Below are 22,679 nucleotides of genomic sequence, written 5' to 3' on the forward strand. Positions count from 1 at the left end.
GTTTACCTGAGGGCCGCCGACGACGTCGGGCTCGGATTCGGCGTGGCCAATCCCGAGCACATCGTCCTCACCGGAGGAAAAGCCCTCTGGAATGGCGAGGAGCTGCGCCCCGAGCGCGATGTCATCGTCTACGACATCCGCTCGGAGCCCGCGCTCGACGTCGACCTGTGGACCAGTCTCACGCTGGTCTGCTCGCTGCGCGAGATGGGCTTCTGGCCCGCCATCCCCCTCTCCGCCGCGCTGCTGTTCAACGACAAGTTCGCCACCGCCGAGGCCCTCGCCGACTCCCCGGTCCCGCTCATCCCCTCGGTCAGGATCACCACGGGGCGGGACCTGGCGCGCGTCGACTACCAGGCGCTGGTCCCCGACGCGTGGTTCCCGGTCTTCGTCAAGCCCGCCTCGTGGGGGCGCGGCCTCGGCTGCGTCCGCTGCCCCGACCGCGCCACCCTCGACGCGGTGCTCGGCCTGGCGTCGGGCAGCGGCGCCGCCATGCTCGTCCAGCCCTCGCTCGGCGACCGGGTCGCCGACCTGCGGGTGGTCGCGGTCGAGGGCGAGATCGTCGCCCTCTACGACCGGGTCGGCGGCGGCGACTCGCACGTGGCCAATGTGAGCAGGGGCGGCTCGGTCCGGGTGCGCACCGCGGTCGAGCCGGGCGTGCGCGAGCTGGTCGAGCTGGTCCACCGGCGGTTCGACCTGCCCTATGTGTGCGTCGACCTGCTGCGCACCCCTTCGGGCGAGCTGTGGCTGTCCGAGCTCGAGCTCGACGGCGCGGTGTCGGCCCTCTTCGACTCCCCCCAGGCCGTCAGGCGCGTGGTCGGCGGCCGCTTCCTCGCCTATGCGGCGCGCCTGCGGGCCCATCGGCGCCGGACCGGTGAACCCGGTGCGTCCCTACGGCAGTTGGCACCCACAGGAAGGCACGAGCGATGAGCACGAGCATCGGTTCGGCCGGGACGCCCGACGTCCTGGCCGACGTGGACAAGGCCGCGCCCTGGAGCCACGCGGACCTGAGGGCGGCCACCGCGGAGCGGGCCCGCCGGGCGGGCGGGGTCTTCGTGGTGAGCGGCGGCACCAGCGGCGCCCCCAAGCTCACCGTCATGGCCCCCGACCTCGGCGTCCCCAAGGTGGTGGCGCACTGGCGGCCGCTCGGCCCGGGGGACTGCCTGCTCAACCTCTTCTCCACCGGCAAGATGTGGGGCGCCCACTACTTCTACAACGCCCTCGCCACGGCCTGCCACGCCACCGTGGCGCCCATGGGCGCGCTCCACCCCGAGGAGTTCCGCCAGTGGGTCGACGTGATCGTCGACATGGGCGTGAACGCGCTGGCGGGCGCCCCCAATGTGCTGGCGCGCTTCGCCGAGACCGCGGCCGAGGCCGGGGTGCGGCTGCCGGTCCGCGCGGTCATCTGGTCGGGCGAGCCGATGACCAGGGCCAGGGTCGCCACCCTGAAGGCCGTCTTCCCCGAGGCGGGCCTGTGGGGGAACTACGGCTCGATCGAGACGTTCGTCATCGGGACCAGCACGCCCGACTGCCGCCTCGGCGCCCTGCACCTGCTGCCAGGACAGCTCGTCGAGCCGCGGGACGAGGGCGCGCTGCTGACCCGCGTCGGCGAGGGCTGGCCCACCCCCGCGCGGCGGTTCAGGCTCGGCGACCGGCTGCGCGCGGCCGAGTGCCCCTGCGGCGCGGCCGACGCCTTCGAGGTGGTCAGCCGCGCCGACGACAACGTCAAGCTCCACGGCGGCATGGTCTCCATCGGCGAGGTACACGACCGCGCCTCGCGCCTCGACGGCGTGCGCGACACCCAGCTCCTGCTCTACCGCGACCCCGAGGTGCCATCGGCCGTCGTGGGGATGCGGCTGCGCTACACCGGCCACGGTGACGCCGCGGCCGTCCGCGCGGCGCTCGTGGGCGCCATGGAGGACCTTCAGCTGTGCGACCGGCACACGCCCGAGGCGTTCGCCGTCGAGCACGTGGCCGACGTGGAGCGGAGCCCCCGCACCCACAAGGTGCTTCCCGTGCTGTGGCGGTCGGCCGAGGACCTCGCCTCGGTGGTCGGGGGCGCGGTGTGAGCGCCGACCTCGTCGCGGAGAACGCGCCCACCCGCGCCTACCTCGCCGCCAGGACCGGCGGCGCCCACCCGCCGCTCGACCCCGAGCTGCCCGGCTACCGACGCTTCCGCTCGTGGTTCACCCGCCCCCTGCTCTCACGGCCCGCGATCCTCGACGCCGACCAGGCGCGGCGCCTCGACCACGACCTGCCGCTGCTGCTGCGCACCCTCCAGGCGCTCCCCGACCGGCTGTTCGGCGGCGACCAGGAGAGCTTCGCGCGGGCGCTCGGCTGGACCCAGCCGAGCGCGCGGGTCGCGCTGCGGAAGCTGTCGGGCCCACCGGTGCCGCTGGGCCGCGCCGACCTGGTGCGCGGCCCTGACGGCTTCCGCCTCGTGGAGTTCAACACCTCGAGCTCGCTGGGCTCGATGGAGTTCGGCGAGCTGTGCAGGGCGGTGCTCGGCGACCCCGGGTTCACCGGCTTCGCCGCCGCGCACGCGCTCGACTTCCACGACCCGATGCCCCTCATGGCCGCCACCCTGCTTGAGACGGCGGGCTGGCGCGCCGCCAAGCGGCCCACGATCGCCCTGGTGGACTGGGTGACCTCTCCGGTCACCGTGAACGCCTCCCTCTTCATCGACCTGCTCGCCGAGCTGGGCTTCCCGATCGTGGTCTGCACCGTCAAGGACCTGGAGTTCGGCGCCGGCGGGCTCACCGCGCGGGGCGAGCGGATCGACATCGTCTACCGGACGTTCCTCTTCAAGACCGTCGCCGAGGACCCGGCCGCCGACGAGCTGCTCGAACCCCTGGCCCAGGCGGTGGCGCACGGCGCGGCCCGGGTGTTCTCCCCGTTGAACGCCGACCTGTTCGGCTCCAAGCTCTGCCTGGCGATGCTCAGCGACACCGACGCCCACGCCACCGATCCGCTCACCCCAACGGAGCGCGAGGTGGTCGACCGGGTCTTGCCCTGGACCCGTTCGATGCGGGGCGCCGACGCCACCCCCGCCCCCGCCCCCGGCGGCGGCTCGCTGGCCGAGTACGTCCGCGCCCACCGCGGCGAGCTGGTGCTCAAGCCCAGCATCGGGCACGCGGGCCAGGGCGTCGTCGCCGGGTGGCTGACCGAGCAGGACGCGTGGGACGCGCTGGTCCGCGCCGCCTGCGCGGGCGACCACGTGGTGCAGCGGCGCGCCGAATCGGTCGCCGAGCGCTTCCACGCCCCGGGCGCCGCGGGGCCCGCCACCGCCACCTGCCATCTGCACTGGGGCCTGTTCGTCACCGCCGCGGGACTCAGCGGCGGCTTCGTCAAGGGGCTGCTCGACCGCGAGCAGGACATCCGCTTCCTGGGCGACGGCTCCCACGTGGGCTGCGTCTTCCACTCCGCCGTCCGACCGACGCGCCAGCAGTGAGGGATCCTCGTGATAGTCAACTCCAAGGAACGGCTCGAAACCGTGCTCGAGGCCGAGCGGCAGTTCCGCGAGGCACGCGGCTCCGTTCCCGCCGAAGGCTTCTACCGCGACAAGATCGCCCAGGCGTGGGGCCGGGCCAGCGGCGCCCCCGCCTACCGGGACATCGGCGACTTCAGCTGGCCCGCCTTCACCGCGCTGCCCGCCACCCCCAAGGAGCGGCTCAAGGCCGACCCGTGGAGCTTTGTCGCCACCACACTCCAGGAAAGCGCCAAGTACTACGAGACCACCGGTACCACGGGCAGTGCCACGCCCACCCCGCGGCTGGCCGAGGACATCCTGTGGAACGCCGTCTCCGTGGCGGGCGCCTGGCGCGACCCGCTGGGCGATGAGCCGCGCGTCCTGAGCCTGCTGCCTTCGGACATCGTGCCCGTCGGCGACCTGGTGGCGTCCGTGTGCGAGTACCTGGGCGTGCCGCACGCCCGTGCCTACCCGTTCGCCACCGGCATCTCCGACTGGGACCGCCTCGTCGGGCTGCTCACCGCCTTCCGCCCGACGGCGCTCTTCCTGGCCCCCGGCGTGGCCCTCCAGACCACGCGCCTGCTCCAGCAGCGCGGCCTGCTGGAGCGGGCGCGTGCCTCGGTCACCACCCTCATGCTGCTCGGCGAGGTCAGCGTGCCCGCCATGCGCGCGCGCCTTGGCGCCTGGTGGGGCGCGCGGGCCTACGACGCCAGCTACGGCAGCACCGAGACCGGGACCCTGGCCGCGGCCTGCCCGGCCGACGGGCTGCACCTGCTCGCCGCCGCCCACTACTGCGAACTCGCCGACGCCGAAGGCCGGGTGACCCCGTTGCGCCCCGGCGCCTCGGGCCGCCTCGTGGTGACGCCGCTCAACCTCCACGCGCGCCCCCTGCTGCGCTACGACACCGGCGACGAGGTCACGGTCGCCGACGGCTGCCCGTGCGGCCTGGCCACCCCCACGCTCACCGTGCACGGGCGGGCGGGCGACGCCGTGGTGATCGGCGGGGCGGCGCTCGACCCCAGGTCGGTCGAGGAGGTCGTCTACGGCGAGACGACCGCGACCGGCTATGTGCTCGAGGTGGACAGGGCCGCCGGGCGCCTCCGCGTCCTGCTCGAACGCCAGGTCGGCTCCGACCGGGCGGGGGAGGACGCGGTCGCCGCCGCGTTCAGGGGCGCCTTCGCCCGCCGCACCGGTCTTGCCTGCGACGACGTCGTCTTCGTCAACACGCTGCCCGCCGCCACCAAGAGCGGTGGCTCCCAGAAGAGCTGGAAGCGCTCCAACATCCGCTTTGTGGAGCCCCGGTGACGGCCCCCGCGGCCTCCCGGGCCACCGGGGCGCGGCTGCCCGTCTCCGGCGCGCCCGACCTGTGGTGCACCTACGCCGCGGTGCGCACGCTCGCCTGGCTCGGAGCAGCCGGGCGGACGCCCCACCGCGCGGCCACCGCCGCCTATGTGCGCGGGCGGCGCAACGCCGACGGCGGCTACGCCTGGAGCCGCGGCATGCCGTCCGACGCCTGGGCCACGTTCTACTGCGTGGCCACCCTGGCCGACCTCGGCGAGCCGCCCGAGGAACGCGAGAGGACCGCCTCCTGGGTGCGCGGCGTCTGGTCGGGCGAGGCATACGCCATGACCCCGGGCCAGCGCCCCGACGTGTGGGCGACCCACTTCGCCACCCGCACCGCCGTGGAGCTGTGCGACGACGACGTTCCCGACCGCTCCGGGCTGCTGGCCTGGCTCGGCGCGCTCCAGACCGGGGACGGTGGCCTGAGCTGGTCGCCCGAGCACGCCGAGGCCGGGGACGCCGACGCGCGGGCCTGCTTCTACGGGGTGGCCGCCTGGCGGGCGTTGAACGCCCGACGGCCCGCCGCCCCGCCGTGGGACGTGCCCGCGCTGGTCCGCTGGCTGCGCGGGCGGCAGACCCCGTCGGGCGGATTCACCTTCGCCCCCGACGCCGCCGTGCCCTGCCTGTGGGCCACGTACCGGGCCACCGGCGCCCTGGCGGCGCTCGGCGCGGCGCCCGACGCCGACCCCGCGCCCTGGGTGCTCGGCCAGCGGCTCGCCGACGGCGCGTTCACCCGCTGGCCCGGCTACCGGGTCGCCGACGTGTGGGCCTCCTTCAGCGCGGTCGGAACGCTGCGCACCGCGGGCGGCGTCACCCCCGAGGTCGCGGCGGCGGTCGAACGGCGGCTGGCCGAGCTCGCGTTGCCCACCGGGGGGTTCACCTACCGCGAGGCCGATCAGGCCGCCGACGCCCTGCACATCTCGGCCACCGCCCTGGCCGCCGAGCCCGACGCCCCCGAACTCCCCGCGCTGCGCCGCTGGTTGGAGGGCTGTCGGCTGCCCAACGAGGACGGCGTGATGTACATGCCTGGCCGGGGCGCCGAGATGCGCTGCACCCTGTGGGCCCTGGCCGCGGGGGCGTTCCGCGACGACCCCGCGGGCGCGGGCGCGATCAGCGCCTGGCTGACGCGCCTCCAGAACCCCGACGGCGGCTTCGGCTACTGGCACGGGCGCGGCTCCGACCTGATCTCCACCGCGTCGGCCGTCGAGATCCGGCGGCTCGTGGGCCGCCGGGGCGACCCCCCGCTCGACCTCGGCGGTCTCGCGGCGTTCGTCGACGGCTGCGACCGCGCCCGCCACGGGGAGCGGGGCCATGGCAACGTGCCCGGTGCCCCCGCCACCCTGCGCTCGGGGCTGCACGCCGCGCGCGTGCTCGACTTCATCGGCCGCGCCGACCGCGCCGCCGTGAGTGACACCCTCGACCGGCACCGGGTGCGCGGCGGCGGCTGGGCCAACCAGGGCGCCAGGCTGCCCGACCTGCTCTCCACCTACGAGGCCATGGCCACGGCCGACCGGCTCGGCATCGCGATCGACCCCGGCCACGTCCGCGCGTTCCTCGACCGCACCGCGTCCGAACGCGGCGCGTCCTGGTCGCCGCTGGCCCCCGCCGCCGGGGACCCGCTGGCCGACTGCCTCCACCGGCTGCTGCGCGGGCGCCTGGCCGCCCCGGCGGCCGCCCTTCCTGCCCTGACCCTGTCCTGAGAGCCACCATGCCCACCATCACGATCGACACCCCCGAGCTGCCCGTGCCCCGGCGCAGGGCCGTCGCGGTCCGCCTCACGCGCTGGCTCTCCCGGCACGGCGTCACCCCCGCGCACGTCGTGGTGCGCTTCGTCGACACCCCGCCCAACAGCGCCTTCAGCGGCGGCATGCCCCTGGACGCCCTGCCCCAGGGCGACAGCCAGGTGCGGCACGCCTCGGTCGTCTGCTGCGTCGGGCCCGAGCGCGACGAGCGCTTCAGGGAGGCCCTGGCCGACGAGGTGGCCCAGGCCCTCGGCACCACCGAGCAGACGCCGTTCCTGTACGTCGAGTTCCGCCCCACGCCGCCCGCCCAGGTGTACCTGGCCAGGGCGGGGCGGCTCACCAGGGCCGACGGGGCGCCCGTCGCCGACCGGCGGGACGTCACCGACCACCAGAGAGAAGGGGAACGATGAGCGAGACCGGCACGCGCGAGACCGGCGCGCCCGAGACCGTCGCCCGGGTACGCGAGGTGCTCGGCCCGTACCTCGGCGACGAGATCGCCGCCCTCGACGCCGAACGCGACCTCGCCGAGGCGTTCGGCGAGCGCTACGACAGCCTCACGGCCATGGAGTGCGTCACCGCGGTCGAGGCCGCATTCGGGATCGAGGTGGACTTCGTGGCGCACGACGTCCGCTACTGGTTCGCCTCCGTCGAGCGCATCGCGCGGTTCGTCGACGGCGAGCTCGAGGACCGCGTGCGCCTGGGGAGCCACGGATGAGACCCGGGGACGACAGGGCCGAGGCCGACGTGCCCTTCGCCACCTCGGGCCAGTCGGGCGCCCCCGTCGTCTGGCTGCGCTCCGTCGCCCAGCTGCGGGCCGAGGCCGCCGTGGTCGCCGACGCCGTGGTCGGCGACGTGGACCGCGTCGTCAGCTACGCGCCGCCACGGCACCTCTACGGCCGCGTCTTCGGCGAGGCCCTGCCGCGCCATCTGGGCGTGCCCGTCCAGGCGTTGTGGGAGAGCCCGTTCACCCCGCCCGACCTCGCGCCTGGCTCGCGCACTCTCGTCGTGTGCCTGCCGTCGACCTGGGAGCTGCTCGACCGCATCGTCGACCGGCTCAGGACCGCCACCGTGGTCGCCGTGCACAGCACCGCCCCGCTGCCGCCATCGGCGCACCGGGTCATCGCCGCGCTCGCGGGCAGCGCGTTCCGCGCGGTCGAGATCCTGGGCTCCACCGAGACCGGGGCCGTGGCCCACAGGACGCTCGCCCCCCGCCCGGCGCTCCCCGCGCTGTGGACGCTCTTCCCCGACTGCTCCCTCGTCAGAACGGTGGGCCCGGGCGACGAGCAGCCGCTGCGGGTGGCGGGGCCCCGGCTGGCCAGGATCAGGGAGGCGGCCGTGCCACCGGCCGCGCTCACCCTGGACGACCTGGTGCGCCCCGTGGGGGAGCGGTCCTTCGAACTCCTCGGGCGCGCCTCCCGGATGATCAAGATCAACGGGCGCCGCGTCGACCTGGCCGAGGTGGAGCGCGCGGTCTGCGAGGCGTTCCCCAGGACCGACATCGTCTGCGTGCCGCGCCGCGACCGGCTGCGCGCCGAGCACTACGACCTCTACTACGCCCAGGGCCCCGTCGAGGTGCGGCCCGCCGAGGTGCGGGACGTGCTGGCCGCCGCGTTCCCCGGCGTGCCGGCGCCGCGCGCGGTGCGCCGGGTCCCCGAGATCCCCCGCAGCGTCGCGGGCAAGGTGCGCGTCGACCGCCTCCCTGCCATCGGGGAGAGCGGGCCGCCGCCGCGCAGGGCACCGGGGGGAGCCGGCGGCCGTGCTCACTGAGACCGAGCCCGCCACCGTCGCGGGGATCCTCGCCGAGGCCGGCTGGGAGCGCCGCATCGAGCTGACCGACCGGCGGCGCCAAGCCCTCGCCCACGGGCGGGCGTTGCTGGCCAGGGCCGTCAGGCGGCGGCCCGTCTACGGCGTGAGCCGGGGCTTCGGGCCGCTCGCCGACCGCCCAGCCGACCCGGACGCCGCCGTCCAGGCCAGCGGCCTCATCGACCACCTCACCGTAGGCCAGGGCAGCCCCATGACGCCTGCGGTCACCCGGCTGATGGTCTGGCTGCGGCTGCGCGGCATGGCCCTTGGCCACTCCGGCGTCGAGCCGGAGACATGGGAGGCGCTGGCCGCCCAGTGGAACGCCGGGTTCACCCCGGTCGTGCCGCGCGACGGCAGCCTCAGCGCCAGCGGCGACCTGATCCCGCTCGCGCACGCCGCCGCGGCCGCCGCGGGGCGCGGCCAGGCATGGCTGCGCGCCGACGCCGACGCCGGTGCCGGTGCCGGTGCCGATGCTGACGGCGACCCGCGCCGCGAGCCCTCGGCCGCGGCCCTGGCCCGCCGTGGGCTGACCCCGGTGCGCTGGGAGGCGAGATCGGCCCTGGCCTTCGTCAACGGCACATCAGCCGCGCTCGCCACGTCCCTGGTCAACCACGCGCGGCTGCTCGGGCTCGCCCACGCGGCCGCGGCCGCCACGGGGCGCCTCGCGCTGCTGCTCGGCAGCGACCCCGTCCCGTTCAGCGACGCCCTGGCCGCCGTGCGCGGCCACCCGGGCCATCGCACCGCCGCCGCGCTGATCCGCAGACAGCTGTCGGGTGCCAGGGCCCCCGACCCGGACCGGCCGCTCCAGGAGCCCTACTCGCTGCGCTGCGCGCCCCAGGTCATCGGCGCGGTCATCGACCAACTGCGCCTCCAGGAGAAGGTGCTGCTCACCGAGGCCGCCGGCTGCACCGACAACCCCGTGCTGGTCGACGGCGAGCTGTACCACGGCGGCAACTTCCACGCCGCGCCCGTCGCGCTGGCCGCGGAGCAGCACGCCGTGTGCGTGCACCAGCTGGCCTACCTGCTGGAACGCCAACTCGCCCTCGCCGTCGACCCCCAGCGCAACGGAGGGCTGCCGCCGCTGCTCGCCGCGCGCCCCGGGCGCGACAGCGGGCTCGCCGGGGTGCAGATTGCCGCCACCTCCCACCTCGCCGCGATCCGCCAGCGCGCCTACCCGGCGTCCTGCACCCCGCTGCCCACCAACCTGGGCAACCAGGACCATGTGCCCATGGCGCTCAACGGCGCCAACGCGGTCGCCGACATGCTCGACCGCGCCTGGTGGGTGGCGTCGTCGCTGTGTCACGCCCTCGCCCAGATCCGCCGCCTCCAGCGGCTCACGCGCCTGTGGCCGCACACCGCGGAGGGCGGCCTGTGGGAGCGCCTTGCCGAGCACACCCCCCAGCTGACCACCGACCGGCCCATGGCGGACGCCGTGGCCACCCTCGCCGCGCGGCTTGAGGAGGAGTTCGTCCCCCGCGCGGCCCGTCCCCCCGGAGGGCCGCACCGATGACCCCACCGACGACCCCACCGACGACCCGACCCATGACCCCACCGAAGACCCCACCCCTGACCCCACCGAAGACCCCACCCCTGACCCCACCCCTGACCGATGTCGCGGGGGCGCCGCGCCCGCCCGCGCAGCAGCCGCGCTGGGCGGGCGGCGTTCCCCTCGCCGAGGTGGTCGGGGAGCTGGCGACCCGCCCGCCCCTCGTGTCCGCCGATTCCTGCTACGCCCTGCAACGCGAGCTGAGCCTGGCGGCCGCGGGCGGCGCCGTGGTCGTCCAGGCGGGCGACTGCGCCGAGCCGTTCGCGGACGCCGCCCCTGAGCGGATGACCCCCAAGGTGGAGCTGCTCGGCGCGATCGCCGACGCGGTGGAGTCGGTCACCGGCCTGCCCGCCGTCCGCGTCGGCCGCTTCGCCGGGCAGTACGCCAAGCCCAGGTCGCGCGCGACCGAACGGCTGCCCGACGGCCGCACCCTGCCCGTCTACCGCGGCGACGCGGTCAACGGCCCCGCCCCCGACGCCGGGGCCCGCACCCCCGACCCCGCCCGCCTGCTCGCCGCCTACGACCACGCCGCGCGGGCCCTCGACGCGCTCCACCTCGCCGACTACCTGCCGGTCTTCGACGGCCCTGCGCCGAGCCTGTGCCTCACCTACGCCAGCCACGAGGCGCTGCTGCTCGACTACGAGAACGCCCTCGTCCGCGACGACGAACGGCGGGGCCGCGACTACGGCTCATCGGGGCACCTCCTGTGGATCGGCGAGCGCACCCGGCAGGTCGACGGGCCGCACATCGCCTTCGCCGAGCGCGTCACCAACCCCGTCGGCGTCAAGGTGGGCCCCGACGCCGCGGGCGCCGACGTCGCGGCGCTGATCACCCGGCTCACCGAGGGCCACCCGCCGGGCCGCCTGTCCCTCATCGTCCGCATGGGCCCCCGCATCGTCGACGAACTGCCCCGACTGCTCGGCGAGTTGGGGGACCTGGCGGCGCGTGCGCTGTGGGTGTCCGACCCCATGCACGGCAACACCCGCCGCAACCGCCACGGGCAGAAGACCCGCCTGCTGCCCGACATCGAGCGCGAGATCAGGGCCTGCGGCGCCGCGCTGCGCGAGCACGGGCTCCCCCTGGGCGGCGTGCACCTGGAGACCACCCCCGAGCCCGTCGTCGAGTGCGTGGAGACCGAGGCCGACCTGGCGGCGCGCCTCGACCGCTACACCTCGACATGCGACCCGCGGCTCAACGCCGAGCAGGCCATCGCCGTCGCCCGCGTCGCCGCCGAGGTCCGCCGCGACTGCCCGCCCGCCCCCACTCCTCCCCTAAGGCCACCGACGTGCTGACCTCCCGTGACTCCGGCGCGAAGACCCCGCCCGCCGCCGAGGCGCCGCCAAGCCTGTGGCGGCACCGCGACTTCCTGCTCTACTGGTTTGGCCAGACCGTCTCGCGCGGCGGCACCCAGGTCGCCGAGCTGGTGCTCCCGCTGGCCGCGATCTACCTCTTCGAGGCGTCGGCGGGCCAGCTCGGGGTGATCAACGCCATCGCGTTCGCCCCCTATCTGCTGGTCACCCTGCTGGCCGGCGTCTGGATCGACCGGTCGACCAAGCGCGGCATCCTCGCCGTCGCCGAACTCGGCAGGATCGTCGCCCTCGGCTCGGTCGCCGCCCTCACCCTCGCCGACGGCCTTGAGCTGTACCACCTCTACCTGGTCGCCGCCGTCATGGGCGTGTGCGCCGTGCTCTTCGACGTGTCGGGAACGGCCTATCTGCCCTCGCTCATCGAGCGGGACCAGCTCCTGGACGGCAACAGCAGACTCCAGGGCAGCATCGTCGTCACCCAGGCGGGCGGCCCGGCCCTCGGCGGCGTGCTGGTCCACCTCGCCAGCGCCCCGGCCATCCTCGCGGCCAGCGTGATCAGCCCGATCGCCTCTCTGGCCGCGCTGTTCGGCATCCGCCACAGGGAACGCCCGCCCGAACGCCCCGAGCGCCGCGACACGTTCGCCGAGATCGGCGAGTCCCTGCGCTTCATCGCCCGGGACCGCTATCTGCGCTTCCTCGTGGTCAGGTCGGGCGTCAACAACCTCTTCTTCATGGCCAGAACCACCATCCTGCCGCTGTTCGTGCTCGATGTCCTCGGCATGAGCAGCGCGCTGCTCGGCCTGGTCCTGGCCGCGGGGGCGGTGGGCGCCCTCACCGGGGCGGCCCTCGCCAAGCGGACGGCCCTGCGCCTGGGCCCCGGCCGGGTGATCGCCTTCGGCTACGGGGGCGCGTCGCTCGTGCAGATCGTCCTGCCGCTGACCATGGGCCCCACCCCGCTGGCGCTCGCCATGCTGCTGACGATGTTCTTCGTCAGCGGCACGCTGATGACCATCGGCAACACCAATGTCGCCACCTTCCAGCAGATGGTCATCCCGCGGCGGAAGATCGGCCGGGTGGTCGCCGGGATGCGCACGGTGACCTGGGGCGCCATGCCGCTGGGCGCCCTGCTCGGCGGCTGGCTCGGCTCGACCGTCGGCATCCGCGAAACCCTCTTCGTCACCGCCACCGGATTCTGCCTCTCCGCGCTGTGGATCGCGCTCTCGCCCATCGCGAAGCTGCGCACCATGCCGGAGCCCCCCGAGGACTGAGGCGCACGGTGGACCGCCCCCGAGATTCCGACCGGAGGAGACAAGGTGGAGCACGATCACGAGCACGAGACAGGCGGGCGGCGGGCGCCGCAGGGGCCGACCGGGCCCACGGGGCCGTCTGAGCCGCGGGCGGCGTTCCTGCTGGCCGGTGCCTTCCGGGTGATCTGCCGCAACCCCCGCTTCGTCACCGAGCTGGCCGACCGCGGGCTGCGCGTCCTGGTGTTGACCCCCGAGTCGTCCAGGCCCGTGGTCGAGCGGGCCAGGGCTGTCGCGCCCGAGATCACCCGGAGAATCGGCGACATCCGCTACGCGTCGGGGGCGATGGACCGGGAGGCGTCGTTCAACGCGGACGCCTTCGCCGCGTTGCAGGAGTGGCGCGCCCACCACCGGATCGTCGGCGCCTACGCCATGGAGGAGATGCTCGTCGAGCCGACGGGGCTGATCTGTGACGCGCTCGGGCTCCCGGGCCCTGGGCTGCGCGCCAGCCGCGTGTGCCGGAGCAAATACCTCCAGCGGGCCTACGCCCGCACGTTCGGGCCCCTCTCCCTGACGGTGCCCCCGGGGCGCCGCGACCGCGTCGACCTGGCCTCGCTGGTCTGCCCCGTGGTGGTCAAGCCCGCGGCGCGGCACGCCAGTTCGGGCGTGGTGGCCTGTGCAACGCCCGACGAGGTCGCCAGGGCGCTGCGCGACTACCCCGCGCACGAGACGGTCCTGATCGAGCGTCAGGTGATCGGCGAGGAGTTCTCCGTGGAGTCCCTGGTCCAGGACGGCGAGATCCGCTTCGCCTCCGTGACGGGCAAGGAGACCACCGAGGAGGCGGCCAGGTCGTTCGTCGAGCTGGCCCACTCGGTCCCCGCGGGCCAGCGGCGGATCGGCGGCGTGGACGTGACCAGGGCCGTCACCGAGGCGAACCGGCGCGTCCTGGCCGCCCTGGCCTTCGAGAACGGCGTCGCCCACTCCGAGTGGCGGGTGACCGACACCGGGGAGACGCACCTGATGGAGATCGCGTGCCGCACCCCTGGCGACGGGCTGACCGCGCTCTACCAGCTGGCCTGCGGCGAGCCCCTGGAGTCCCAGATCATCCGCGTCGCCCTGGGCGAGCCCGCGGCGTTCCCCGCGCCGCGCCGCCGCGCCCGGCAGGTCTATCTCGACCATCCCCCCGGCGTCCTGCGCGACGTCACCGTCGACCTGCCGGGCGCGCGGGTCCACTGGGTGGGCGGGGGCGGCCTGTGGCCCGAGCCGGTCCCCGGCGCGCCCGGCGACCCGCCCGCGCTGCGCGCCGTGCTGGTCCTGAAGGAGCGCGGCGCCCCGCTCGGCCCGTTGCGCTCGTCCGACGACCGGGCCGTGACCTTCCTCATCGACGCGGACACCCCCGCGGAGCTCGACGCCCTGGAGAAGCGGGTGCGCGCCGCGATCGCCGTGCGGGTCGATCCCGTGGACCCTGTGGACCCCGTGGACCCCGTGGACCCCGTGGGCCCTGTGGACCCCGTGGGCCCCGACGCCCTGGAGGCGCCGTGCTGATCGGCACCGTGGTGGCCGACGCCTGGGGCACCAAGTGCTACTACGTGGCCCGCGGCCCGGGCCAGGAGTGCGTCGTCGTCGACCCCGGCATGGGCGTGACGGACCGGCTGAGGGAGGCCGTCGAGGCGCATGGCCTGCGCCCCAGGGCCGTGCTGCTCACCCATGGGCACCTCGACCACACCCACTCGGCGGCCGCCGTCTCGTCGGCGTTCGGGATCCCGGTCTACCTCCACCCGGCCGACCACGGCATGCTCGTCGACCCGATCCCCGGCCTCGGCGACGAGTTCGGGCCGCGGTTCGAGCGGCTGCTCGGGCCGCGCTGGAGGTGGCAGGAGCCCACCGATGTCCGCCCCCTCGTCGGCGGCTCGGTCCTCGAATGCGCCGGGCTCGCCCTCGGCGTCGACCACACCCCTGGCCACACCCCTGGATCCGTCATGTTCAACCTGTCGGGCGACGCCTCGATCCGCTCCTACTGCCTGGTGGGCGATGTCGTCTACGCCGGGAGCATCGGCCGCACGGACATGCCGGGCGGCAGCCGCGCGCAGACCCTCGCCTCGCTCCGCGGGCTGCTCGCCAAGCCGGACGACACCGTGCTGCTGACCGGCCACGAGGAGGACAGCACCGTCGGGGTGGAGCGCACCGCCAACCCGTTCATGCGCCAGGCCGCCGCCTCAGGCCCCGTCGGCTGAGCCGGGCGCCGCGGCGGCGGTGCGGCGGCCCTCCGCGTCGCGCCGGGTGACGCCCGCGGCGTCAAGCGCCTCAAGCAGGGGCAACGCCACCCTGCGGCTGGTGCCAAGCGCGCGGGCGCACTCGCCGACCGTGAACGGGCCGGGCAGCGCGCCGAGTCGGGCGGCGGCGCGGGCGGTGGCGCCGGGGGCGAGGTGGAGCGGCCCGATCCGCTCCAGGTGTCCGCGCCGCACCAGCAGGGCCAGGGCCTCGGCGGACAGGCCGAGCTCGTCGAGGCGGTGCCGGGTCGGGGCGTGGAACGGCGCCTCGCGCAGCTCGGCGAGCAGCGCGTCGAGCGCGGCGGCCACGGGCGCGGGCAGCCGCTCGGCGTCCGCCGCGCGATAGAGCCTGCCGTCCCGGACCACCAGCTCCTCCCCGGTCAGGGCGGTCGGCGGGGCGGCGTCCGGCAGGCCGAGGAGCCGCCCGGCCTCGGCGAGCGGCAGCCCGGGGTCGGCGGGGTGCGCGGCGGCGTGCCGCTCGACCGCGTCGCGCAGCGCGTCGCGCAGCCAGGCCGCGTGCTCGCCGTCGATCAGGCAGGGCCCTGCGACCAGCGCGCCGGGCACCTCGGTGCCCGACCGGTAGCCCATGGCGGCGAGTTCGGCGCGGTGGGCCAGCCCCGTGGCGCGCAGCCTGGCGGCCGGGTCGGCGGGGTCGGCGACGGAGGCGAGGAGGCGGGCCCGCGCCGCGGCGGCGCCCCTGCCGCGCAGCGCGGGCGGTGCCACGTCGAGCACGGTGGCGCCGAGCAGCAGCCGCGAGCCTGGGTCGCGCACCAGCAGCCGGTCCCCGACGTGCAGGTCGAGCGGCGTGCGCAGGGCGAGGCGCGCGGCGTCGGGGCCCAGCGGGCGGAGCCTGGCGCTGGTGGCGGCCGTGCCGCAGTGGACCAGCGGCTCCGCGGGCGGCCGCGGGGGGCGTTCGGCCGGCGCGGCGCCGCGCTCGAAGCGGACGTCCACGGTGGAGGCGCGCCACCAACGCCCGGGCGTGACCAAGGCGTTGCCCCTGCGGACCTCGGCGGCGGCCACGCGGCGGAGGTTGACCGCGACCCGGGCGGGCCCGGTCACCAGGGGAACGCGCCGCCCCAGGCACTGGAGGTCGCGCACGGCGGCAGGGGTCCCCGCGGGGGCCAGCTCCAGCACGTCGTCCACGGCGAGGGTGCCAGCCATGAGGGTCCCGGTGACAACGGTCCCCGCCCCGGCGACGGTGAACGCGCGGTCGAGCCACAGGCGCACGGGCGCGTCGGCGTCCGGCGCGGTATGGGCGTCCGCCAGCGCGTCGACGCGGCGCGCGAGATCGTCGAGCCCTTCGCCGGTGCGGGCGCTCACGGCTACGGCGGGGGCGCCTTCGAGGCCGGTGCCCGCGGTCCGCTCGCGCGCCTGCGCGAGGGCGGCGGCCGGGTCGGCGAGGTCGGAGCGGGTCACCACGAGCAGCCCGGCGCGCACGCCGAACGCCTCGATGGCGGCGAGGTGTTCGCCGGTCTGGGCGCGCCACCCCTCGTCGGCCGAGACCACGAGCAGCACGGCGGGCGCGGTGGCGACCCCGGCGAACGTGGTGGCCAGATAGCGGTGGTGGCCCGGCACGTCGACGAACGCGAGCCGCCGCCCGCTCGGCGCGGTGGTCCACACGAAGCCGAGGTCGAGCGTCAGGCCGCGCCGCCGCTCCTCGGCGAGCCGGTCGGGGTCGGTCCCGGTGAGCGCGCGCAGCAGCGTGGACTTGCCGTGGTCGACGTGCCCCGCGGTGGCGACCACGAACGTCCCGGGGCCCGTCATGGCCCCCCGGGCCGCGGCTCCGCCCCGGCGTGCGCGGCGAGAACGGCAGCCAGCAGGGCGCCGTCGTCCTCCTCGGGCACGGTGCGCAGGTCGAGCAGGAGCCGGTCCGCGTGGAGCCGCCCCACGAGGGCGGGGCGCCCGGCGCGCAGCGGCGCGGCCAGCCCCGCGGGCAGCGCGACGGCGGCGCTCGGCAGCACCGCCTCGGGCGCGCCACCGCCGCCGACCCGGGCCTCGGTCGGCAGCGGCAGGGCGTCGACGCCCCGGGCGCGCAGCGTGTCGGCGAGCCGTGAGGCGCGCGCGGCGAGGTCGGTGGGCCGGGCCGTGAGGGCGCGTTCGACGGGGGAGTCGGGGCCCCTGAGCGTGGCCTCGAGGGCGGCCAGGGTGAGCTTGTCGACGCGCAGGGCGCGGGCCAGCGGGTGGGTGGCGAGCCGGGTGACCAGGTCGCGGCGGCCCAGGAGCAGGCCGGCCTGGGGGCCGCCGAGCAGCTTGTCGGCGCTCGCGGTGACCAGGGCCGCGCCCTCGGCGAGCGAGGTCGCGGCATCCGGCTCGCCTGGCAGCGCGGGGTGGGGCCGCAGCAGCCCCGAGCCGACATCGTGGACCACGGGCACGTCCAGGGTTGCCAGTTGGGTGACAGGCACCGATGAGACAAAGCCGGTGGTGGCGAAGTTGGAGGGGTGGATCTTGAGGACGAACGCCGTCCCCGGGCCGATCGCGTCCCGGTAGTCGGCGAGGTGGGTGCGGTTGGTGGTGCCGACCTCGCGCAGCCTGGCCCCGGTGCTCGCGAGCAGGTCGGGCAGCCGGAACCCGTCGCCGATCTCCACCATCTCGCCGCGGCTGAGCACGATCTCGCGGCCCTGTGCGAGGGCGGTCGCGGCGAGGACGAGGGCGGCGGCGTTGTTGTTGGTGAGATGGACCGCCTCGGCCCCGGGGACGGCCTCGGCCAGGGCGGCGAGCGCGCTCGTGCCCCTGCGGGCCCGCCGCCCGGTGGCCAGGTCGAACTCCACGTCCGTGTGCCCCGACGCGGCGAGCAGCGCCTCGCGGGCCGCCTCGGAGAGCGGCGCCCTGCCGAGGTTGGTGTGGACGACCACGCCGGTGGCGTTGAGCACGGGCAGCAGCGCCGTCGCGGTCGGGGGCAGCGCGGCCACCGCGGCGTCGGCGGCCCGCTCGGGCGCCAACGCGCCACGCCGCACCCGCTCCTGGGCCCGCGCGACCGCCCCGCGGACCAGGCTGCGGCCCAACCGCCCGACGGCGGTGGCGAGTCGGGGGTCGCTCAGCAGCGCGTCGGTGCGTGGAACGCGCCGTCTGGCGTCCGTCATCAGCTGAACTCCCCGCGGAGGCGTATGGGAATCGAACCCACCCGGCCGGGATGCCCGACCGCATCGGTGTTGAAGACCGTGGGGGCCACCAGGCGCCCGCCCGCCTCCGCGGCGGAGTCTAGATGCGCGACGTCCCGATCCGCCAACCCCCCGTCCGCCACCCCCCGTCCGCCCCCCCCCCCGTCCGCCAACCCCTCTGTACCGACCGGCCCTTCGGCGGATACCTTCCCGTGGTGACCACGCTGCGCCTGACCCAGTACGCCGGTGGTGGCGGCTGCGCCTGCAAGATCCCGCCCGGTGAACTCGACGACCTCGTCGCCGCGTTGGCCCGGCCCAGGAGCGAACCCGTGGACTCCGCGGCCGAATTGCTCGTGGGCCTTGAAGGGGGCGGGGACGACGCCGCCGTGGTGCGCCTGGACGCCGAGCGGGCGCTCGTCACCACGGCGGACTTCTTCACCCCGGTCGTGGACGACCCCTACGACTGGGGGCGGATCGCGGCGGCCAACGCGCTCTCCGACGTGTACGCGATGGGCGGCACACCCTGGGCAGCCGTCAACCTCCTGGCGTGGCCGAGGGAGACACTGCCCATGGACGTGGCGGCCGAGGTGCTGCGCGGCGGGCGCGACGTGGCCCACGCGGCGGGCTGCCAGGTCTCGGGCGGGCACAGCGTCACCGACCCCGAGCCCAAGTACGGCATGTCGGTGGTCGGCGTCGTCCACCCCGACCGGATGCTGCGGCTCGACGCGGCCGAGCCGGGGCGCGCGCTGACGCTCACCAAGCCGCTGGGCAGCGGCGTGCTCAACGCCCGGCACAAGGCGACCGGCACCGTCTTCCCCGAGGCGGTGGCGGCGATGGCGGCGCTCAACCGGGACGCGTCGCACGCCGCCGTCGCCGCGGGGATCAGGGCGGGCACCGATGTCACCGGCTTCGGCCTGCTCGGGCACGCCTACAAGCTGGCCCGCGCCTCGGGCGTGACGGTGGCGATCGACGCGTCGGCGGTCCCGTTCCTCGCGGACGCGGCGCGGGCCGTGGACGACGGGTTCGTCAGCGGCGGCACCCGGCGCAACCTCGCCTGGGTCGCGCCGCACGTGGACTTCGGCGCGGCCCCCGAGGCCAGGCGGCTGCTGCTGGCCGACGCGCAGACCTCGGGCGGGCTGCTGCTCGCCGGTGAGGTGCCGGGGCACCCGGTGATCGGCGAGGTGCTGCCGCGCGGCGCCGCGCCCGTGGTGGTGCGCGCCTGAACGGCGTTCTCCCTGGACGTTTGACTGTACATTGACATGGCGAGCGGGTAGGGTGAACGCCCGTTAAGGGCAGTCGATATGGGGCACCGCCCTCCGGGAGGAACGCCGTGGCGCCATCCGCAAGCGTCGAGCACCGCGCGTTGGACGGTGTCGCCTACCATCTCGCGGGCGGCCTCGACCTGACCCGCGAGGCCACCTCGGTCGTCGAGATCGTCGCCGAAGGGCGCCTCCACGAGTTCACCTCGGGCCCCCTCGGCCTCGCCGACGCCGTCGCCGCCTCGCTGGGGATCACCGCGTTCGACTCCGAGCTCACGTTCCAGGGCGGCACCCTGCGCACCGTCACCACGAGCGAGTACGACCCGCAGGCCCGGCAGGTGGAGAGCCCGACCCTCGCCGTCTGGCAGGGCAGGCGCTTCAGCCTGGTCACGCGCCTGTACCGCGCCGCGCTCACCGACGTGCTGCTGCTGCTGCGCACGCTCGGCCTCGCCGAGCACGCCGACGGCATCACCTTGACGCCCGACAACGCCGTCGGCACCCGGTGGGCGAGGCCCGCCACCGTCGTCAAGGAGGTGCCGGGGCTCGGCCTGGTCGAGCTGTCCCGGCGGACGCGCGAGCACGCGGCCCAACTCCCGCCCTGGCAGGGCGCGTCGGTCGCCGCGGGCGAGCTGTTCCGCGACAGCCTCTCCGACGGCAGCCCGTTCTTCGTGGTCTCGGGCGCCGACGTGTGGGCCACGATCGTGCCGCTGGCCGACACCGACGTCGAACGGGTGCCCGGGCTTGTCGACGGGCTCGACCTGAGGGCCGCGGGGTGAGGCGCGGGTGACGACCCTCATCGCCGCCGTCGCCACCGGGGTGGTGCTGCTCGCCCTCGTCGCCGGCTGCGCCGCGCACCTCACCAGGCCCGCCGCCCTCCCCGCCGCGCTCACCGCCCATGGCGTGCTGCCCGCCCGCGCCGTGCCGCTGGCCGCCCGCGCGGCCACGCTGGCCGAGGGACTGCTCGGCGCGGCCGCAACAGCCGCCCTGCTCGCCCGCCACCGCGCCGCGCTCGCCGCGGCGCTGGCCGCCGTGGCGGCGCTGTTCGCCTGCTACGCGCTCTACGCGCGCCACACGCTCGCCACAGGCCGCGGAGGCCCCTGCGGCTGCTCGCGCGCCGAGGTGCCGCTGAGCGGCTGGATCGTCGGCAGGGCCTGGGCGTTCGCCCTGCTGGCGCTCGGCGCCGCCCTCCTGGTGCCGGGCCGGGCGGCGCCGCCCGACAGCGCGGCCGACGCGGCCACCGCGGCCCTGGCCGCGCTCGCCTTCGCCACCCTGCTGTGGGCGCTGCCGACGGCCATGGCACAGCCCGACGCCCCGCCACGCCCGACCCTCAGGGCGCGGCCCGACGGATCCATGGAAGGAGGCCACCTGCCGTGGACTTCATGACCAGCGCCCTGCTCGTCTCCTGGGTCGCCATCGCCCTGCTCGCCCTTGTGGTGTCCGGCCTGGTGCGGCAGGTCCACCAGCTCTCCAGGGGCGGGGTGGCCCGCATGAACGGCCGCCTCGGCGTCACCCCGGGAAGCGCGGCGCCGCACGCGGGGGAGCTGCTCGCCGAGGGGCGCGAGACGCTGCTGCTCTTCCTCAGCGCCGAGTGCGGCACGTGCGCCGACGTGCTCGCGGAGGCCGACCGGCTCGGCCAGCGCGGGTCGCCCGCGGCGCCCCAGGTGCGGGCGGTCTACGCGGGCGCCGCCCCCGCCACCGCGGCCGCCACCGTGCCGGTCGTCGACCACAGGCCCGACCTGTTCACCGCCTACGACGCGATCGCCACCCCGTTCGCCGTCGTCGTCGGCGCGACCGGCCGCGTCGTGCGCTCCGAGCCGCTCGGCTCACCGGCCGCGCTGCGCGAGCTGTTCGCCGCCCCCCACCCCAGCAGGCCGAGGAGCGCGTCATGACCCGTCTCGACGAGGTGCCCGAGCTGCGTCGCCCCGGCGCCGCCGACCGGCCCGCCAGGCGCGAAAGGGCCCGTGCCCTGCCGCGGTTCGCGCCCTCCCGGCGCACCGTCATCCAGTCCGCGACGGCCGTCGGCTTCGCGGCGCTCGGCGTCTTCGGGGCGGCCCGCGAGGCCTACGCCGACGGGTATGACATCTGGACCGGCGCGTGTCCCTCCTACGCCTCCGAGCACGACTGCTCGCCCGGCTGCGGCCCGAGCACCGTGTACGCCGCGTCGTGCGAGACCAGCGGCGCGAACGCGGGCTTCCACCGCAACGACGGCGTCACCTGGACCCTGCGCCCCAACCAGTGCTACTCGGGCTCCTACGACGGCTGGCTGTGGCGGTTCACCGGCGCGTGCGGCGCGTGCGGCTGCGGCATCGAGCGGCGCTGCCACGACGGCTACTACAACTCCGGCTCGGGCTGGGTGCGTTCGATCTGCCGCTGGACCACCGACTGCGGCTGCGAGGGGACCGTCACCTGGCCCACCGTGCGCTCGGGCGCCCGCGGGCCCGACGTGTACACGGTGCAGCACCTGGTCTCCCACCACGGCTTCCCCACCGACCCCGACGGCATCTTCGGGCCCGCCACCGAGGCGGCGGTGCGCGAGTTCCAGGGGGCCGAAGGGCTGGACGCGACCGGCGTCGCCGACCCGGTGACCTGGCCACGCCTCGTCGTCACGGTCCGCAGGGGCGACAGCGGCGAGGCGGTGAACGCGGCCCAGCGGCAGCTCGTCAAGCACGGCCACCCCCTCACCGTCGACGGCGCCTTCGGGCCGCTGACCGCCGAGGCCACCGTGGCGTTCCAGGAGACGGCCGGGCTCACCGCGGACGGCATCGTCGGCCCGCAGACCTGGCGCGCGCTGACCGGCGGGGCGTAGTGGCCGACGCGCGGACGGGCGCGGCCTGGCCGGTGTGGCGCGGCCGCCTGACGGACCCCGCGGTGCCGGTGCTCGCGCTCGTGTGCGGCGCCGTCGCCGCCGCCTGGTACACCCCTGTCCTGACCTGGGCGATCGTCGGCGGACTCGCCGGATACTCGCTCTCGGGATCCGTTTGAACGCGCAACAGCGCGCACGCGCTTGCCTCGCCAGGTTGGCGGGCGGTACATCGACAGACCACCGTGCTCGGGGTCTTCACGGCGGGACTGCTGCTCGGCGGCACCCTGTCGGCCACGGTCCTGTGGCTCGCCTCGGGCCTTGTCACGCCCGTACCCGAGGTCGTGCGGGCGCCCGCCGCGATCGGCGTCGCGCTGCTCGGGGTGGCGCGCGACGCGGGCCTGATCGCGCTGCCGCTGCCGCAGAACGCGCGCCAGGTGCCGCAGGACGTCCTGCAACGCGATCTCGTGCGCGGCGCCCTCCAGTTCGGCTTCGAGCTGGGCACGGGCGTGCGGACCTATGTGTCGGCGAGCCTGCCGTACGCCGCCGCTGCCGCCGTGCTGCTCGCGGGCGACGCGGGCGCGGCGCTGCTGACCGGCGTCGGATTCGCGCTCGGCCGGGCGGCCACGCCCGCGCTGCGGCTCGCCTCGGGCACGGGCGAGGAGTGGGACGGGCGGCTGCTCGACCGGCTGTGGCTGCTCTCGGTCGGCGGCGGAACGGCGCTGGCCGGAGCCCTGACCCTGCTGGCGCTGCGCGGGTGACGTCCGTCGCCGCGGCGTGTCGACGCCGCGGCGACGGACGGC

General features: G+C 76.1%; 22 protein-coding genes and 1 tRNA gene. 20 read left to right on the forward strand and 3 right to left on the reverse strand.

Annotation, left to right across the window (positions count from 1 at the left end; translation table 11 throughout):
• Nucleotides 1-42: 42 nt before the first annotated feature.
• From DEH69_RS10755 to DEH69_RS10815, 13 genes are read left to right on the forward strand one after another with little or no spacing between them, the layout of a single operon-like run.
• The gene (locus tag DEH69_RS10755; RefSeq protein WP_181727363.1) at nt 43-927 is read left to right on the forward strand and encodes a RimK family alpha-L-glutamate ligase; all 885 of its coding nucleotides are present in this window, start codon (nt 43-45) and stop codon (nt 925-927) included.
• Nucleotides 924-2,066, forward strand: a complete 1,143-nt coding sequence (locus DEH69_RS10760; RefSeq protein ID WP_113686720.1) for an AMP-binding protein — start codon at nt 924-926, stop codon at nt 2,064-2,066. Before DEH69_RS10755 ends, DEH69_RS10760 begins: the two co-directional genes overlap by 4 nt.
• A complete protein-coding gene (locus DEH69_RS10765) occupies nt 2,063-3,448 on the forward strand; it encodes a hypothetical protein (protein ID WP_113686721.1) in 1,386 nt (461 codons plus the stop codon). Before DEH69_RS10760 ends, DEH69_RS10765 begins: the two co-directional genes overlap by 4 nt.
• A 9-nt stretch (nt 3,449-3,457) precedes the next feature.
• Nucleotides 3,458-4,771, forward strand: coding sequence for a phenylacetate--CoA ligase family protein (locus DEH69_RS10770; RefSeq protein ID WP_113686722.1), 1,314 nt, complete (start codon nt 3,458-3,460; stop codon nt 4,769-4,771).
• The gene (locus DEH69_RS10775; protein ID WP_113686723.1) at nt 4,768-6,507 is read left to right on the forward strand and encodes a prenyltransferase/squalene oxidase repeat-containing protein; all 1,740 of its coding nucleotides are present in this window, start codon (nt 4,768-4,770) and stop codon (nt 6,505-6,507) included. The genes DEH69_RS10770 and DEH69_RS10775 overlap by 4 nt, the downstream gene beginning before the upstream one ends.
• Before the next feature lie 8 nt (nt 6,508-6,515).
• Complete coding sequence (locus tag DEH69_RS10780; RefSeq protein ID WP_113686724.1) at nt 6,516-6,959, forward strand: hypothetical protein; 444 nt, start codon at nt 6,516-6,518, stop codon at nt 6,957-6,959.
• Nucleotides 6,956-7,264: an acyl carrier protein gene (locus tag DEH69_RS10785; protein WP_113686725.1), complete on the forward strand. Its 309-nt coding sequence runs from the start codon at nt 6,956-6,958 to the stop codon at nt 7,262-7,264. The genes DEH69_RS10780 and DEH69_RS10785 overlap by 4 nt, the downstream gene beginning before the upstream one ends.
• Complete coding sequence (locus DEH69_RS10790) at nt 7,261-8,316, forward strand: acyl-CoA synthetase (protein WP_181727364.1); 1,056 nt, start codon at nt 7,261-7,263, stop codon at nt 8,314-8,316. Before DEH69_RS10785 ends, DEH69_RS10790 begins: the two co-directional genes overlap by 4 nt.
• The gene (locus tag DEH69_RS10795; RefSeq protein ID WP_181727365.1) at nt 8,306-9,862 is read left to right on the forward strand and encodes an aromatic amino acid ammonia-lyase; all 1,557 of its coding nucleotides are present in this window, start codon (nt 8,306-8,308) and stop codon (nt 9,860-9,862) included. The genes DEH69_RS10790 and DEH69_RS10795 overlap by 11 nt, the downstream gene beginning before the upstream one ends.
• 32 nt (nt 9,863-9,894) lie before the next feature.
• Nucleotides 9,895-11,190 carry a 3-deoxy-7-phosphoheptulonate synthase gene (locus DEH69_RS10800; protein ID WP_113686750.1) on the forward strand — a complete coding sequence of 432 codons (1,296 nt, stop codon included), beginning with the start codon at nt 9,895-9,897 and terminating at the stop codon, nt 11,188-11,190.
• On the forward strand, nt 11,184-12,473 hold the full coding sequence (locus tag DEH69_RS10805; RefSeq protein ID WP_181727366.1) for an MFS transporter: 1,290 nt from the start codon (nt 11,184-11,186) through the stop codon (nt 12,471-12,473). Before DEH69_RS10800 ends, DEH69_RS10805 begins: the two co-directional genes overlap by 7 nt.
• 45 nt (nt 12,474-12,518) lie before the next feature.
• On the forward strand, nt 12,519-13,994 hold the full coding sequence (locus DEH69_RS33385; protein WP_181727367.1) for an ATP-grasp domain-containing protein: 1,476 nt from the start codon (nt 12,519-12,521) through the stop codon (nt 13,992-13,994).
• Complete coding sequence (locus DEH69_RS10815) at nt 13,988-14,683, forward strand: MBL fold metallo-hydrolase (protein ID WP_113686728.1); 696 nt, start codon at nt 13,988-13,990, stop codon at nt 14,681-14,683. Before DEH69_RS33385 ends, DEH69_RS10815 begins: the two co-directional genes overlap by 7 nt.
• On the opposite strand, the gene selB is transcribed toward DEH69_RS10815, so the two are convergent.
• From selB to DEH69_RS31410, 3 genes are all read right to left on the reverse strand, one after another.
• Nucleotides 14,666-16,483 (reverse strand): selenocysteine-specific translation elongation factor, encoded by a 1,818-nt coding sequence (selB, locus tag DEH69_RS10820; RefSeq protein ID WP_113686729.1) that lies wholly within the window; start codon nt 16,481-16,483, stop codon nt 14,666-14,668. The two genes, DEH69_RS10815 and selB, sit on opposite strands and share 18 nt — an antisense overlap.
• Nucleotides 16,480-17,799: an L-seryl-tRNA(Sec) selenium transferase gene (gene selA, locus DEH69_RS10825; protein WP_113686730.1), complete on the reverse strand. Its 1,320-nt coding sequence runs from the start codon at nt 17,797-17,799 to the stop codon at nt 16,480-16,482. The genes selB and selA overlap by 4 nt, the downstream gene beginning before the upstream one ends.
• 14 nt (nt 17,800-17,813) lie before the next feature.
• A tRNA-Sec gene (locus DEH69_RS31410) sits at nt 17,814-17,907 on the reverse strand.
• Between the two features lie 125 nt (nt 17,908-18,032).
• Between DEH69_RS31410 and selD the strand changes: the two genes are divergently transcribed.
• The 7 genes from selD (at nt 18,033) to DEH69_RS10855 (ending at nt 22,637) form a co-directional block, all read left to right on the forward strand.
• Entirely contained in the window at nt 18,033-19,040 is a 1,008-nt protein-coding gene (gene selD / locus DEH69_RS10830; RefSeq protein ID WP_258534582.1) for a selenide, water dikinase SelD, read from the forward strand.
• Nucleotides 19,041-19,147: 107 nt separating this feature from the next.
• Nucleotides 19,148-19,852 (forward strand): hypothetical protein, encoded by a 705-nt coding sequence (locus DEH69_RS10835; RefSeq protein ID WP_113686732.1) that lies wholly within the window; start codon nt 19,148-19,150, stop codon nt 19,850-19,852.
• Between the two features lie 7 nt (nt 19,853-19,859).
• Nucleotides 19,860-20,459 carry a MauE/DoxX family redox-associated membrane protein gene (locus DEH69_RS10840; protein ID WP_258534583.1) on the forward strand — a complete coding sequence of 200 codons (600 nt, stop codon included), beginning with the start codon at nt 19,860-19,862 and terminating at the stop codon, nt 20,457-20,459.
• A complete protein-coding gene (locus DEH69_RS10845) occupies nt 20,456-20,965 on the forward strand; it encodes a hypothetical protein (protein ID WP_258534586.1) in 510 nt (169 codons plus the stop codon). Before DEH69_RS10840 ends, DEH69_RS10845 begins: the two co-directional genes overlap by 4 nt.
• A complete protein-coding gene (locus DEH69_RS10850) occupies nt 20,962-21,882 on the forward strand; it encodes a peptidoglycan-binding protein (protein ID WP_113686734.1) in 921 nt (306 codons plus the stop codon). Before DEH69_RS10845 ends, DEH69_RS10850 begins: the two co-directional genes overlap by 4 nt.
• The gene (locus DEH69_RS31415) at nt 21,882-22,058 is read left to right on the forward strand and encodes a hypothetical protein (protein ID WP_181727368.1); all 177 of its coding nucleotides are present in this window, start codon (nt 21,882-21,884) and stop codon (nt 22,056-22,058) included. The genes DEH69_RS10850 and DEH69_RS31415 overlap by 1 nt, the downstream gene beginning before the upstream one ends.
• A 63-nt stretch (nt 22,059-22,121) precedes the next feature.
• Nucleotides 22,122-22,637 carry a hypothetical protein gene (locus DEH69_RS10855; protein ID WP_113686735.1) on the forward strand — a complete coding sequence of 172 codons (516 nt, stop codon included), beginning with the start codon at nt 22,122-22,124 and terminating at the stop codon, nt 22,635-22,637.
• The last annotated feature ends 42 nt before the right edge of the window (nt 22,638-22,679 follow it).

Origin of the sequence: Streptomyces sp. PT12 (assembly GCF_003311645.1) — a bacterium.
In the GTDB taxonomy this organism is placed as follows: domain Bacteria; phylum Actinomycetota; class Actinomycetes; order Streptomycetales; family Streptomycetaceae; genus Streptomyces.

What these genes read in the sequence shown, in the direction of transcription:
- DEH69_RS10785 (WP_113686725.1), top strand. Translation starts at nt 6,956, where the DNA reads ATGAGCGAGACCGGCACGCGCGAGACCGGCGCGCCCGAGACCGTCGCC.
- DEH69_RS10760 (WP_113686720.1), top strand. Translation starts at nt 924, where the DNA reads ATGAGCACGAGCATCGGTTCGGCCGGGACGCCCGACGTCCTGGCCGAC.
- selA (WP_113686730.1), bottom strand. Translation starts at nt 17,799, where the DNA reads ATGACGGACGCCAGACGGCGCGTTCCACGCACCGACGCGCTGCTGAGC.
- DEH69_RS10800 (WP_113686750.1), top strand. Translation starts at nt 9,895, where the DNA reads ATGACCCCACCGAAGACCCCACCCCTGACCCCACCGAAGACCCCACCC.
- DEH69_RS10845 (WP_258534586.1), top strand. Translation starts at nt 20,456, where the DNA reads ATGACCAGCGCCCTGCTCGTCTCCTGGGTCGCCATCGCCCTGCTCGCC.
- selB (WP_113686729.1), bottom strand. Translation starts at nt 16,483, where the DNA reads ATGACGGGCCCCGGGACGTTCGTGGTCGCCACCGCGGGGCACGTCGAC.
- DEH69_RS10790 (WP_181727364.1), top strand. Translation starts at nt 7,261, where the DNA reads ATGAGACCCGGGGACGACAGGGCCGAGGCCGACGTGCCCTTCGCCACC.
- DEH69_RS10850 (WP_113686734.1), top strand. Translation starts at nt 20,962, where the DNA reads ATGACCCGTCTCGACGAGGTGCCCGAGCTGCGTCGCCCCGGCGCCGCC.
- DEH69_RS10780 (WP_113686724.1), top strand. Translation starts at nt 6,516, where the DNA reads ATGCCCACCATCACGATCGACACCCCCGAGCTGCCCGTGCCCCGGCGC.